At 32.0% G+C, this 14,282-nt stretch carries 17 protein-coding genes; 5 read left to right on the plus strand and 12 right to left on the minus strand.

Features of this window, described 5'->3' with window-relative positions:
* Positions 1-244: 244 nt before the first annotated feature.
* From HYN56_RS20530 to HYN56_RS20545, 4 genes are all read left to right on the plus strand, one after another.
* Positions 245-1,294: a sensor histidine kinase gene (locus HYN56_RS20530; RefSeq protein ID WP_109193894.1), complete on the plus strand. Its 1,050-nt coding sequence runs from the start codon at positions 245-247 to the stop codon at positions 1,292-1,294.
* On the plus strand, positions 1,291-2,025 hold the full coding sequence (locus HYN56_RS20535; protein ID WP_109193895.1) for a LytR/AlgR family response regulator transcription factor: 735 nt from the start codon (positions 1,291-1,293) through the stop codon (positions 2,023-2,025). The genes HYN56_RS20530 and HYN56_RS20535 overlap by 4 nt, the downstream gene beginning before the upstream one ends.
* Before the next feature lie 19 nt (positions 2,026-2,044).
* A complete protein-coding gene (locus tag HYN56_RS20540) occupies positions 2,045-2,338 on the plus strand; it encodes a DUF3861 domain-containing protein (RefSeq protein WP_109194892.1) in 294 nt (97 codons plus the stop codon).
* A gap of 355 nt (positions 2,339-2,693) precedes the next feature.
* Entirely contained in the window at positions 2,694-3,920 is a 1,227-nt protein-coding gene (locus HYN56_RS20545) for a PQQ-dependent sugar dehydrogenase (protein ID WP_109193896.1), read from the plus strand.
* Positions 3,921-4,180: 260 nt separating this feature from the next.
* Here HYN56_RS20545 and HYN56_RS20550 read toward each other — a convergent pair whose 3' ends face one another.
* The 11 genes from HYN56_RS20550 to HYN56_RS20600 form a co-directional block, all read right to left on the minus strand.
* Positions 4,181-4,795 carry a thioredoxin family protein gene (locus tag HYN56_RS20550; RefSeq protein WP_109193897.1) on the minus strand — a complete coding sequence of 205 codons (615 nt, stop codon included), beginning with the start codon at positions 4,793-4,795 and terminating at the stop codon, positions 4,181-4,183.
* A gap of 12 nt (positions 4,796-4,807) precedes the next feature.
* Entirely contained in the window at positions 4,808-5,284 is a 477-nt protein-coding gene (locus HYN56_RS20555) for a TlpA family protein disulfide reductase (protein ID WP_109193898.1), read from the minus strand.
* A 453-nt stretch (positions 5,285-5,737) separates the two neighbouring features.
* Positions 5,738-6,394 carry an Imm19 family immunity protein gene (locus HYN56_RS20560; protein WP_109193899.1) on the minus strand — a complete coding sequence of 219 codons (657 nt, stop codon included), beginning with the start codon at positions 6,392-6,394 and terminating at the stop codon, positions 5,738-5,740.
* Positions 6,387-6,980, minus strand: a complete 594-nt coding sequence (locus HYN56_RS20565; protein ID WP_109194893.1) for a hypothetical protein — start codon at positions 6,978-6,980, stop codon at positions 6,387-6,389. Before HYN56_RS20565 ends, HYN56_RS20560 begins: the two co-directional genes overlap by 8 nt.
* A gap of 4 nt (positions 6,981-6,984) precedes the next feature.
* The gene (locus HYN56_RS20570; protein WP_109193900.1) at positions 6,985-7,737 is read right to left on the minus strand and encodes a DKNYY domain-containing protein; all 753 of its coding nucleotides are present in this window, start codon (positions 7,735-7,737) and stop codon (positions 6,985-6,987) included.
* A gap of 13 nt (positions 7,738-7,750) precedes the next feature.
* Positions 7,751-8,689: a hypothetical protein gene (locus HYN56_RS20575; protein ID WP_109193901.1), complete on the minus strand. Its 939-nt coding sequence runs from the start codon at positions 8,687-8,689 to the stop codon at positions 7,751-7,753.
* A gap of 7 nt (positions 8,690-8,696) precedes the next feature.
* A complete protein-coding gene (locus HYN56_RS20580) occupies positions 8,697-9,419 on the minus strand; it encodes a DUF1963 domain-containing protein (protein ID WP_109193902.1) in 723 nt (240 codons plus the stop codon).
* A gap of 43 nt (positions 9,420-9,462) precedes the next feature.
* Complete coding sequence (locus HYN56_RS20585; protein WP_146194619.1) at positions 9,463-9,654, minus strand: hypothetical protein; 192 nt, start codon at positions 9,652-9,654, stop codon at positions 9,463-9,465.
* Between the two features lie 63 nt (positions 9,655-9,717).
* Positions 9,718-9,993: a hypothetical protein gene (locus tag HYN56_RS20590; protein WP_109193904.1), complete on the minus strand. Its 276-nt coding sequence runs from the start codon at positions 9,991-9,993 to the stop codon at positions 9,718-9,720.
* 15 nt (positions 9,994-10,008) lie between these two features.
* Positions 10,009-10,710, minus strand: coding sequence for an SMI1/KNR4 family protein (locus HYN56_RS20595; RefSeq protein WP_146194620.1), 702 nt, complete (start codon positions 10,708-10,710; stop codon positions 10,009-10,011).
* Between the two features lie 126 nt (positions 10,711-10,836).
* On the minus strand, positions 10,837-11,991 hold the full coding sequence (locus HYN56_RS20600; protein ID WP_109193906.1) for an immunity 26/phosphotriesterase HocA family protein: 1,155 nt from the start codon (positions 11,989-11,991) through the stop codon (positions 10,837-10,839).
* Positions 11,992-12,309: 318 nt separating this feature from the next.
* Between HYN56_RS20600 and HYN56_RS20605 the strand changes: the two genes are divergently transcribed.
* Positions 12,310-13,227, plus strand: coding sequence for a DsbA family protein (locus HYN56_RS20605; RefSeq protein WP_109193907.1), 918 nt, complete (start codon positions 12,310-12,312; stop codon positions 13,225-13,227).
* Positions 13,228-13,429: 202 nt separating this feature from the next.
* Here HYN56_RS20605 and tnpA read toward each other — a convergent pair whose 3' ends face one another.
* Complete coding sequence (tnpA, locus tag HYN56_RS20610; RefSeq protein ID WP_109193908.1) at positions 13,430-13,891, minus strand: IS200/IS605 family transposase; 462 nt, start codon at positions 13,889-13,891, stop codon at positions 13,430-13,432.
* Positions 13,892-14,282: the final 391 nt, after the last annotated feature.

Consider the following 14,282-nt stretch of genomic DNA (forward strand, 5'->3'; position numbering starts at 1 on the left):
GATTATATGACAACAAAAGAACTAAAATATAACAAACGAAAATTTTCAAATAGACGAAGAGTGAAAGATAATCGATAAAGGCAACCTTAGAACCGATGGACTTTTTGAAAATATTAAACAAGCGTTTAATTTTTGTCTTATCGGTTCTAAAACACTTTTTAGAGATTCTAAATCCCTGTTGGGCGATTGCCTAAAAATTGTATTCGAATAAAATGTAATATTGCCCTTAAAACTACAAACTGCAATGACACCTAACTTTTTTAGACCCTACTTATTCACTGGATTACACATTCTTGGATGGTTATTATTAGGGTATCTTATGCTGTTTTATATTCCATTAACCTGGAATGTAGTGCTTCCGTCGGCATTTTGGCTTTGGCAGAGCATTATTTTATTTTTACTGATTGTTGTTTTTTATTCGACAGCAAAAATCATTGTACCCAAAACAATTATAAAAGACAATACCTCTCCCTTTTTACTTTGGGCATTGCTGGCTATTTTAAGCATGCAGTTAATTGCCTATTTTTATACTTCTCAAACAGATCTTCACAATCAAATTAGTAAGGCAATTGGTTTTACAAAATATAAAAATCCTTATTTCGATAACTATGTTTTTACACTGACACTGTTGGTTTTAGGAATAAGCACAAGCTGGGCGATGCTGCAATATTGGCAGAAAGCCGCACAACACAAACAAAAATTAGAACAAGATAAAACTGCAGCCGAACTGGCAATGCTGAAAGCGCAGATTAATCCGCATTTTTTCTTTAACTCCCTAAACAGTATTTATTCGCTTACTTATACTGACATTGAAGATTCTCGAAATGCCCTGCATACTTTAAGCCGAATGATGCGCTATTTGCTTTACAGCACTGAAGGTGAAAGAACTACTTTATTAAAAGAAGTCGAATTTCTAAAAGACTTCATTGCTTTAATGAAGCTGCGCGCCAACAGTAAACTAACCATTACAACAGACATTCCTGAAAAACTGCATGATTACCCAATTGTTCCCATGTTATTACTACCTTTAGTAGAAAATGCATTCAAACATGGTGTGCACGCCACTGATAAAAGCGAAATACACATTAAACTTGTACAAAACGGAACCGATTTAGATTTTGAAGTAGAAAACACTTTCTTCGAAAAAGTCTCTGTTCCCGATGAAGGCGGAATCGGTTTAACCAATACCAAACGCAGACTGCATTTGATTTACCCAAATCATCATTTTATGACTTTTGGCGTAACTCCTGATGGAACTTATAAAATTAAATTGAAAATAACTTTAGAGCAATGACCGTATTAAGATGTATAGCAGTAGATGATGAACCATTAGCTTTAAAATTGGTAGAAACTTTTATTCAGCAGACACCATTTTTAGAATTAATTACTACCTGCGACAACGCTGTAGATGCGATGGGTATTATTAGAGCAGAAAAACCAGATGTCGTTTTCTTAGACATTAATATGCCCAATCTAACAGGAATGGAATTAGCAAGACTTTTACAAGAACAGCCTGGACCTCTTCCTAAAATCGTTTTTACAACAGCTTACAACCATTATGCAATTGAAGGTTATCGTGTTAATGCCGTAGATTATCTTTTAAAGCCTTTCAGTTACGAAGAATTCCTGCGCGCAGCTAATAAAGTGCTGCAATTACATGAAGAAGCCAATAATAATGCCTTTCAAAACATTGCAGCCGATGATGAATTTATCTTTTTAAAAGTCGAGTACCAGTGGGTTCGTATTTCATTAAAAGACATTTGTTATATCGAAAGTTTAAAAGATTACGTAAAAGTACATCTTGAAGATTCGCAGAAAGCTGTACTCTCACTTATATCCCTTAAAGCTTTAGAAGAAAAACTTCCGTCAGCAAAATTCATGCGAGTTCACCGCTCTTTCATTGTTTCATTAGATAAAATAAGCGCCATTACTAAGAACTCCATTTTTATTGATAAGATAGAAATTACAGTTGGCGAACAATATAAAGAAGCCTTTAAAGTAATGGTTGATAAATGGCTTAAATAAAATTAGAATACAAAAAATTATGGAAAAAAGATCAAACAAATATTACTTAACATTAAGTCTTAAGCAATACGCAAATGGTGAAACTGAACCTGCAAAAGAATTAGGAATCGAATTTGATAATCACGATGAAATTTTTGGAATCATTGACAGAATCAAAGAAAAGAACATTTTTGCTGACGATTCAGAAGCTGTTCAGTTTGCAATCGGATTAAAATTATTTAGCGAAATCAAAATTAAAAATCGCAAAAATCCACTTTTTGAAGAATTAAATGAAGTTTTTCCTGTCTTCATGAAAAAACTAAAAAGTCTTTAAGAATCCCTTTAAATTCAAGACCTCATCGATATTGCCTTTCAAAATTTGAATGTTAAATTTAAGATACGAAATAAATAATCTAATTTTTATTGACAATAATCTCTCACAAATTTCCGTTTCAATTAAGCATGTCCCACTAAATGCTTTTCCAAAAGAAGTTTAATTTCTGCTTTTTGAAATTCTTTTGCTTCAGATAAAATGGCACAAAGCATTTAGGCATTCTTAATTGAAAATATAATGAGAATTTATTTCGAAACTGACCATTTCATTTTAAATAAATCTCCAAAAACAATCTTCTCTTTCGAAATGTTCGATAATGCATAATTTATTTTTTAACCATTAAAATGAAAGCATTATGATAATTCAAAAAAGTATTTTACTTCTTGTTGGTGTCTTAGCCTTAAGCAGTTGTTCCAACAATGACAATGATGACAATACCAATACAGGACCAACAGGACCACCTGTAGAAACTGGTACTGCCAACACTACCTATCAGCCAGCATTTTCCGGACAAACACGTGCAGGAAGCATTCAGACTACCACCGAAATTGAATCTAAAGTTATCACCAGCGGTTTAAGCGCTCCCTGGGGCGTTGCTTATCTTCCTGACGGACGTCTTTTGGTTACTGAAAAAGCGGGAAATATCAAAATTGTTACTCAAGCGGGGGTAATTGGTAATGCCTTAACAGGAGTTCCAGCAGTTAATCCAGCAGACCAGGGAGGTTTACTAGGAATTTGCCTTGATCCTGCTTTTGAAACAAATAGAATGATTTATTGGGCATTTTCAGAAGCTGTAGCAGGCGGCAATATCACAGCGGTTGCAAAAGCAAGAATATCTAATAATGAAACTGCTCTTGAAAACGTGACCGTTATTTATCGTTCTAATACACCTAATGCCAGCACACTGCATTATGGAGGCCGTGTTTTATTTGATAAAACCGGAAATTTATTTGTAAGTATTGGAGAGCGATCTGTATTAGAAACTCGCCCATTGGCACAGGCTGTAAACAGTAGTTTAGGAAAAGTTGTCCGAATTACAACTAACGGACAAGCCGCTACAGGGAATCCAACTTTTACAGGAACTGGTGCTTTGTCTGAACTTTACAGTATCGGTCATAGAAATCCACAAGGATTGGCACTTCACCCAACAAGCGGAGAATTGTGGCAGAGCGAACACGGGCCAAGAGGCGGCGATGAGATTAACAGAATTAAAGCGGGAGCTAATTATGGATGGCCGACAATAACTTACGGAATTGAATATGGCGGTGCAAAAATTGGAGACGGAATTACACAAAAAGAGGGAATGGAACAACCCGTTTATTATTGGGATCCTGTAGTTTCTCCAAGCGGAATGACATTCTATACGGGAAAAAGAGTTCCGGAATGGGAAAACAATTTATTTATAGGCGCTTTAAGTGGCATGCATATTGTGCGTTTAGCTTTTAAAGACAATAAAGTGGCCGGAGAAGAAAGATTACTGGCCGGAGAAGGTCAAAGATTTAGAGATATTACACAAGGAAAAGATGAAGCATTATACGCCGTTACCGATCAAGGAAGACTTTACAAAATTGATAAAAAATAGAAAGTAAACTTGTTCATTATACTAGCCAAAAACGCCCCAATATGGGGCGTTTCGTATTTTTAAAAATTTTGTTTCAGGTTTCAAGTTTCAGGTTGCTATGCTTTGTGTTTTTCTCACCGCAAAGCACGCAAGGTTTTTTGATATGTAAAATCTATAGAAAACGCAAAGTTCGCAAAGCTTTGTGTAAAAACTTTGCGAACCTTGCGGTTATGTATCCATATCGTATATCAACCTGAAACTTGAAACCTGAAACAAAAAAATTAAGCTTTCGCTTTTCTTTTTACTGTACAGCCAATTTCTTTTGTTTGCGTGATAGCTGGTTTTTGTCCGCTTTTTAGTGAAGCAATTACATCTTCAGCATATTTTACTTTATCGGCTTTGTTTCCTTCCGGATCGTTGTCGATCGCTCCAACGTATTCTACAACGTTTCCTTTTGAAGTTTTAGAAATAATGAAAACATGTGGTGTACGTTTTGCGCCGTATTCATCTGTAATTTTTTGTCCCGGATCAAATAAATATGGGAAAGGATATTTCTTCTCTTTTGCCAAATCCTGCATTTTAGCAAAAGTATCTGCAGTAGAAGCTTCTGGATCGTTTGGATTAATTGCAATTACAGGATATCCTTGTGGTCTGAATTTTTTATCTAAATCGATAATTCTCTGCTCATAGCCAATTGCATACGGACAAGTATTACAAGTAAAAACAACGATGTAACCTTTTGCATCTTTAAAAGTTCCAAAAGAAACTTCTTTGTTGTCAACATTCTTTAGCTTAAAATCTGGTGCTTTATCTCCTGCTTTAAGAGTTGTTCCTGTCTGCGCCTGCGCCAGAAAAGCAGAAAACGCTAACGCGAATAATAAAATTATTTTTTTCATGGTTTACGGATTTTATAGTTTTTTATATTCAGTTAATAATTGTTCATAGGTAAATTCACTTTCTACAAATTTTCGTTTGTCTCCTTTTATAAAAAGTGTTGCCGGAATACTTCCTGACCAGCTTGCATCAATTCGGTCAATGAATTCCTGCGGATTGCTTTCGTTTAAAAGAAATACTTCATTTTTTAGATTTTTCTTTTTCACAAACGGAATAACATTCGATTCTAATTTGGATTTAAAATCAAGACTCACTAATAAAACAGCCAGTTTTTCTGATTTATGTTCGGTACTTAATTTTTCAAAATGGGGTAATTCTTTTATACATGGAGCGCACCATGTTGCCCAAAAATTAACAACATAAGTACTGTCTTTTCCGTTTTTGATTCTTTCATTCAACTGACCGATATTCATCAGTTTAACTTTCTGACTGTATGCTGAAGCGGAAAAAATAGTGAATATAAATATAGAGAGAACTGATTTGATTTTCATAAAAAACGCTTTAGGATTAATTTGAGCCTTACAAATATAAACTAATGGAATCTTACTTTTTGTTAATGAAAATTTAACGAGTCTTTTTTTGAGATGCTAAGAGACTAAAACTCTAAGTTGCTAAGATTTATGAATCGTTCCTATGGAACTTTATAATCTTTGTACATATTATACAACGGATTTAAATCCGTTGCTACAAAATGAAACATTCCTACGGAATTTCCGGATTTTGTATTTGGAAAGAATCGTATTCAAACATAATATAAAAAGAACCATCGGTTCGACCGTATTTTGTAGCGCTGGATTTTAATCCAGCGTCAAGAAACCGTACAGCAAAAGAGAGCCATAGGTTCGGCACATTTTTAATCAATATGTATCGTTCCTATGGAACTTTAAAATCTTTGTCCATACCATACAACGGATTAAAATCCGTTGCTACAAAATGGAACATTCCTACGGAATTTTAAAAGAAACTAAAATCTTATTCAATTCAATTACATTTTCCCTATAACGTGGATAAACATCAATATTCCTTACACTATGATTCTGATTATTGGTCATCCCAACTCCTTCTATTTCTGAAAATCCGGATTCCATAATTAAACCATTTAAAATACAATCGGCTATATATTCAGAATGAGTTTCAAATTTTGGAATTAATTCAAGGTGTTTGGAAATAAACGGTTTTAGAATAACTCTTTGATCTTCTTTAATTCCTGTCATTGGCAAAAAAAGAAGAAATAATTCAGGATATTTTTCAAATGCTAATAATTCTTCTAAAGTAAAAAACCACGCTTCAAAATGTCCGCCCAGATTTCCAATATAAATATCATTAAGGAAAAAATTGATTTCATACTCCTGGAATTCAATCGCGTAATTTAAATTATCATTGATTTTTTCTGCAATGTATCTTGGATTTTCTTCTATATCTTCTTCATTAAGAAACAATCTTTCCCATTCATATGCTTTCGTTTCATCTGTTTTTACTACTTCCAGAACCTCATCAATGTTTATTTCTTTTTCATGATCGCAACCTCTTGACCAGCAGAAATAAAATTTCCAGAAAAAAGTGTTATTACTGATTTCGTCTAGTTGAATTTTTCTATTCATGTATCTCTACTTTAAAAGGATAAGTAAAATCAGCCGTATAATCTTGTTTTTCAACAGAAGATTTTAATACGAACTCAAAAGTAGGTTCCATACTTTCAAACTCTTCTATTTCTCCCGATACTGTTTCTACTTTTAAAAGTTGTTTGGTTAATCCAGCTAAAATAATAACCGAATACCAGCCATTTGGCAATTCTATTGTTGCGTGTTTATATTTCTTTAATAATCCTAATTTGGTTTCTGTAAAATCTCTTAAATAGGGAATTGTATAAAGATAAATTCTGCCATTCACTACCTTCAAACAATATCCATCACGTTGATGCTGCACTTCGTTTCCTTGTTTCAACAACTCTGGCGTTTCATCTGATAAATTAAAATAAACGGTATAAGGATAATTTTCAATTCCTATCATGGGTACTATTACTCCTTCTTCTACAACTCGGTCACCGGTTTCTTCTGTGGTAAATTCCGTAAGAAGGTCATCGGGAAGGTTATTCTTTATCTTGTATTGAAGTAAATAATCGGGATCACCCAGAATAAAATAATCCATTAGATCATTTAAAACTTCATCAAATTTATATAATGCCATAATTTTAGAGTTTGGTTCTTTTTCCCATATAGTAACTGTATTCTTTATCAAAAGCATATCCTCTTTCGTTGATCACTTTAAAGTGAAAATCATTCAGACTTTTCGATTTTATTGCTTTCACTTCATTACTTATTGTTCTGATGAAATAAGCTTGTTTATTGTCTTTGGCATAAAATGCATTATCGCATTCCAGATAATAAGTACCGTCTAAGCATTCGTCCAATATTTTAAATGTTTTTGGATCTGCTTCCGGAATTATCTCTCCTCTAAAGAAAACATGATCTTTATCCATTGCCAGATTTTCGATTAATTCAGGATGTGGAATTGTAAAAGATTCCAAATCGACATTTTCAATTCGTTTTACATCTCCAAAATACAGTTGATCCTCAACTTGAATGTGATAGTTGTTAAGATGTTTTGCTTTACTAAGATCAAAAGGCATTTTATCATCGTGGCGATAATAGTTTCCGTTGGAGAAAGTATATCCTTTTTGAATGTCTATGATTTTAAAATTATCTGGTTTTGCATCTTCTATTATTGAAAAAGCGGTAAAAGCACTTTGGATATAAACATGATTTTTATCTGCAAAATAGATTGTAGAAGCAAAACCATCATTATCAAATTCTGCGTTAGTGGCAACTATTACAAAAGTCTCAAAGTCAATTGTTTTATAAAACTTTTTAAACACTTCACTGTCATAACAAAGAATAAATTTATTGTCTATAATTTTATAACCGTGTCCTAAATCTTTTATCATTTTGATTTTTTTTCTATCTGATTATTTCCAGTTCGTTTGAGCCTTTGGGTTTATGCAGATAAAATATATGCACTTTAGGCATTGCATTTTTTGCAGTCTTTGAAATCAATGGAGAATAACCATAAGTGGTACTATCTTTGCAAATCAAGGTTACAATTTTTCCGTTTCCATAAAACTTCATTTCAGCATTTTCACAAGGATAAATAAAATTTCGTTCTTCATTTGCATACTGGAGCATTTCGTTTGATAAATCTTTTTCTAAATCTGCTCCAAACCAAGGTTTCGATTCTGCTTCTTCATGAATGCTTGTTTTTAATAACTTGAGATATTCCTGTTGTTTTTTTGATGCCAAAATACTTTTAAAATTCTTGTAAAAAGCATCCACGTGTTTTCTTAAATCAGGGTCATTTCTTAAATCTCTGCTTTCACTCCAGCCTTTAATTTTCCATGTGATATCTTTATCATTCACATTAAAAGAGGTTTTAAACTCCATAAACGATTTATCAGACTCTATTTTAGGTGTTTCAAAAGATAAAATTTCCCATTCGGTTTGTATGCCTTTTTCTCTTGCTTCTGCTAAATCCAGTATGGATAATGGTTCTGTATTTTTCTTTACACTAATTTTTACTTTAGCTGTTTTATTTACTGTCTCATCAAAAGAGGTTTCTGTTTTCTTTTGCGGATAAATCCTTATTGTAATATCCTGCTTTCCTGGTTTCAGAATATATTGATTAATTTCTTTTTTTAAAGAAAATCCACCTCCTAAACCAAAAAAGGAAATTACAGGCACATCATTTACCAATATCTCGTCGGAACAATCCTGATTTTCATATTTTAAAGTAAATAACATTCCTTTCTTAGTTGCGATTGGTTGTTTTTTATTCTCGCAAGCATATAACTGAATTACAGAAATAAACAGCAAGAACCTAATTATTAAATATTGTTTTTTCATTCTTATTTTATGATTGTCCCCAGTGAAATTCACAGTTACTGAAATTCAGATTCTTCAAATCATTTTTATCAATTAAAACGCTGAAAACACCTTCGTCATTAAAACCGTTTTCTCCAATCTGCAGAAGCACTACTTTATCTGAATTGACAACTTCTAATATTTCTTCTTCCTGCCACTGGCAATGTGTAAAGATTCCGAATATTTTAGAAGTTTCGCTTCCTGCAAAATAATCCCATAATACACCTTCATCGTTGGTATATTCTTCTTCATCTTCGTATTCAGGCTGACGATAACGGCTTGTCAATTTTTCGGTATTAGCAAAAGCTTCTTTGATTAAAACACCTTCAAAGAAATTGTCTTCATGGTCTTTTACTACTCTTACCAATTCGCTGTTATCTATATCTGCATAAACTACAAGTCCTTTATCTTCCATAATATCGGCAAAAAAGAATAAATGTCCGGTTTTAGGTAAAAGCCCCAATTTATCATGTGGAGCAATTTGTTTTAAATCCAACTGACCTGCAAAACGCAAATCATCTGGATATGGAAAATCTTTTGGAAGATCTGCAATTGGTCCTCCATAACGGGAATGTCCCAGCGGAATATCAATTGTACTGGCTTTTACCAATAATCCATCTTCAAGTAAAATCTCTGCTACTTCTACACTGTCTCCATAATAATGTTTTGTTGCCGGACGTAATTCTATGATGTCAAATGTTTCGTTTTTCATACTACCTATGAGATGTTCCTAGCGGAACATTTTTAATTAATTTTTAAATTTCAAAAGGATGCTTTTCCAATAAAAGACCACTAATTTCTTCTAATCTTTGTTTGTATTCTGCCTTTAATTCCTCGCTGATTTCATCTTCTGTTTCGTAGATTTCATCCAGTTGTTTATTGAGATAAGCGAATTGAAGCCATTTCTCAAAATTCAATCCTAAATCAGTAAAGTTTTGAGTACACATTTCTTCCTGATTGTGATCGTAGAAATAAACCTTGTTTTCATTATCAAACAACCAAAAATCGCCTTATCCGTTTTGAGCAAAAAACCAGAAGTTTTTTATTGTCTCTTTTGAATTTTCAGACCAGTAATCGCGATTTGAAAACTCTTTTGTTTGATTGAAGGATTCAACGCTGTCAAACAAAATACATTCTGATGAAATTTCAACGGTTTTGATCTGAGTGACAATATCTTTATATAATTCAGCAAAAGGAAAAGAAAGCGATTTTGGAAAGTTTTTAATTGATTGTTTATTTATTATAAGCTTTTCTTTTATGTTTTGAATAGACAGAATTGTAAACATCTTTTCTTTTTTAAATTAATACTCTTCGTCTTCTTCATCATAATCCTCATCATCATACGAAAGATAAGACCAGTCAATATCTATAATATCCAAAATAGCATCAAAACGCTCTTGATCGCTACTTCCAATAAAAGAAGCCGTGCAATTATTATCCTTATCAAAAGACAAACTGATTATATCATAAAAATCATCTGTATATACTTTTTGATTGTCTCTGCTGATTTCGGGCACGAAAGTCCATTTTTCCTCAACTACTTTTACTATTTCAGCATCAATGTCACCAATATAATTTCCGTTGTATTGTAAACCGCCTAAAGTTCCATTGTAAACTCCCATAAATAAAAAGAAGTCTTCTGTAGTTTGTGTTTCAATTTCCCATTCCGATTTCTCGATTGTATCATAATTTCCGTAAACCGGCGGGTTATCCAGTTTTAATTCTTCCTTTTTGATTCCCCAAATCGCGACATTCTGATTTTCTTCATAAATAACTAAAAAGTTATCATCCGAAAATCCTATTTCCTCTTCAGGTTTCAGCAATCGATTATAGGCATAATTGAGATTTTCTTCTTTTCCTAATTCCAGATAGTATTCTTTAAGTTTTGCTGGAAGAGCACTTTCTAAATCCTTTTCAAGTTCAAGGATTTCGGCTTCTGAAAATCCGTAGTTTTCATTTTCGGAAAGATTATAAAGGCGTTTAATCTTTTGAATATAATTCATTTTGGCTTTGTAAATTTTTATTGAAACGTGAAAATACATAATTCCTTGTAAGATTGCGATTACTTTATGATTGATAATACAAACTTAATTGAACTTTACCATAAATATTCCTGTCTCTGATTTACTTTATAATTTTAAATTCTCCTCATAACTTTTATTTGCATCTAGTCCAAAAAATGAAAAAATCTCTTTTTTAAATTCGAAGTTTTCTGGACTACGCAAATCCCTTTTTCTCATGTAATCATTTCCATTCCAATAAGGATTGTTTGATTCTTCTAAAATACATTCATTTAATTCATCGATATCTAAACCAAAACCAATACCCTCATTTCTATATAGACTAGTTTCATATAATCCGTTTTTTGTTTTTCCCCTTGAAATTAAGTATTTATCAAATTTGTATACATCAACTTCTTTATATATCAAACCATATTGTAAATAAACAGTACCTCTATCATTATTATTAATACTTTTGCCATAAGAAATCAAAGGATCTAAATCAGAATATTCTAATACTTTATGTCCAATAATCTTATTCTGTCCGTAAAAAAAATGATTATCCATTATAGCTTGCGATGGTAAAGCATCACAACTCAATAATTCATTCAGATCTATATTTTCAGTGTCAGATATTTTATGGTAAACCTTAACAATCAAAGGTCTTCCCATTAGATTCTTCAATCCATAATTTTTATTAGCTTCAAAATCCTGATTTTTTCGAAGTTTAGCAACATCCATTAAAATTCTTCCAAATCCCCAATTCCTTCTGCCAATTTTAAAGCTAAAGAAGTCACCTTCTTTGAATTTACAATTAAGGCGTTTTGATAATTTAAAATTCTCTATATCAAGCAAATCATCATTTGTAGTTTCTTTTTGCCATTTATTCAGCCATTCTTTAAAACCATTAATAGTTTTGTCTTCAAGATTAGTTGAAAAATAACTAGTTTGCGTTGTATAATTCGAAATAGACAAATAATCACTAAAAAAGCTTAAATAAACACCAAATGGGCTAAATGATTGTGTAGCGGTAAAATTCAACTTCTTTGGTTTACCTTTTGTTGTTTTTGGCAAAAGAATAGTTCTATTATCTGTTGTCTTTTCGTAAAGTTCCTGTTCAAGATATTGATTCTCCGAAACAGTTATTTTCTTTCTTACAATATCTTCTTTATCAAAATACAAATACATATCTTTTAGTTTTACTAACTCCCAATCACTTTCAACTGGCAGTAGTCCTAGATATTTCCTTTGCTCATTATTTAGTTCAAATACTATTTTTTCCATATTTAATTCAAGTAAAACTTTATAAAAAATAATTTATGCAACTTACAAAAATGAAAGCATAATTAAACATTGAATAAACCTAAAAGCTCAATAAAAGATATTTTAGGACTATATTAATGAATTCAAACATCACTAAAAATTCTGACTTATATAGTCACATTTTTTTGACTAATTGACTTGTGATTAATTACTGACGAACTTTGCTTGGAAGTTAATTTTTAAACCTAAGCGAAAATTAGAAACAGTTATATGAAAGTACTTTCGCTATTCTTAATCTTGATTTGCAGTGTAAGCTGTCAGTCTCAAACGCATTCTAAAATGAACGAAAACAAAACCAATCCGTTTTTATGTGATCCTGTGAGCGGAACCTGTGAAATGCCTGTTGGCGAATCATCCAATGAAAATGTTACTATCAAATCCGAAAATAAACCTGTAAAAATTATCTATTATACTGATCCTATCTGTTCTTCTTGTTGGGGAATCGAACCTCAGCTTCGCAAATTAAAACTGGAATATGGCAATTATTTCGAAATTGATTACCGTATGGGTGGATTATTACCCGACTGGAGTTATAACAGCGGAGGAATCAGCAAACCCTCTGACGTAGCGCATCATTGGGATGAAGCAAGTTTATATTACGAAATGCCAATTGACGGCGATGTTTGGCTGGAAGATCCTTTGAATTCTTCTTATCCTTCTTGTATTGCAATGAAATCGGCACAAATTCAGAGTAAGGAAAAAGCGGTAAAATTTATGCGAATCCTTCGCGAGAAATTATATCTGGAAAAGAAAAATATTGCCAAATGGGAAAACATAGCTGAGGCAGGAAAACTTGCGGGTCTTGATCCTGAAAAACTAAAAAAAAATTATGAGGGCGATGCCAAAAAGCTTTTTGAAGAAGATTTAAAACTAGCAAAATCACTTGGTGTCAGAGGGTTTCCAACCTTATTTTTTTCTGATGGAAATACAAATCAATTAACAGTTTATGGTTCTAAACCTTATTCTGCTTATGAAAATGCTTTATTGGCTTTATATCCCGAAGCCAGAAAAGAAAAATTCGTTTCTAAAAATACCTTATCGATTTTCGAAGTTTATCCAACTTTAGCTCCAAAAGAATATGCGATTATTCAGGATATTTCTGTTAAGGATGCTACAATTATTCTGGAAGAATTATACAGTAAAGGAAAATTAAATAAGAAAACCATAAAGAATGGTTCTCTTTATTCTGTAAAATAACATTCTGTTAATTTCGTTCCGTAGGAGCGTTTGATTGATTACAATAAAAATGACATCAGACGTCCCTACGGGACGAAATATTAAATGCAACATTATTTTTCTACCGATGAGATGTTTCTAGCGGAACATGATTTTTTTGACAAAAAATATTTTTCATGGAATATCTTAGTGTTGCTATTTATCCCTTAGATATTCTAATTATTTATTGAATTGGCTCTTTAAAAATATATCTATCATCATATTCTATTTCAAAAGCTCTCAATTGCTTTTGATATTCCTCTAAAAATGTTTCTTTTTTATGATGCTGTTCCTGATTTTCTATGTATCTAATGACATTCGATACATGACTTCTTGAATATGAAAATGCTCCATATCCTTCCTGCCATGCAAAATTTGCACATAACTTTTGCTCTTTAATCCATTTTGTTGTTTCAGATTTTACATTTTGCATAAGAGACGAAATAGACTGTGTTGGTCTCATTCCGATAAATATATGAATATGATCAGGCATACTATTTATACACAACATTTTATGCTGATGTGACTGAATTATACCTGTAATATATTTATGCAATTTATCTTTCCATTCCGGTGCAATTAATGCTTTTCTATATTTTACTGCAAAAACAAATTGTATATGTAATTGTGTGTACGTATTTGCCATAATTCTACCGATGAGATGTTCCTAGCGGAACATTTTTTTAATATTTGCTATAAAATTCAGAATAATCAAATAATCCATATGTCCTTAAGAAGACATTAAAATGTCATGTTGAGACAAAATGAAGCAACAAATTCTCTAATTTATGTTCTGCTAGGAACATCTCATCGGTAGAACTCAATATTAATCGCCATTTTATTTCGTCCCGTAAGGACGTTTTTGATAATCCCCATTTCGTTTCAACATTTTAAGATTTTTAGAATTCAAAAAAGAAAATATAACCAACTGAAAATTATAGAAATACCAAATATATTTCTGTAATACATTTTGGCAATTGCCAAATTAACTTTGTAAAACAGGCATATTTCAAATCAAGATTAACATTAAAAAAGAA

This window comes from Flavobacterium crocinum (assembly GCF_003122385.1).
Lineage (GTDB): Bacteria > Bacteroidota > Bacteroidia > Flavobacteriales > Flavobacteriaceae > Flavobacterium > Flavobacterium crocinum.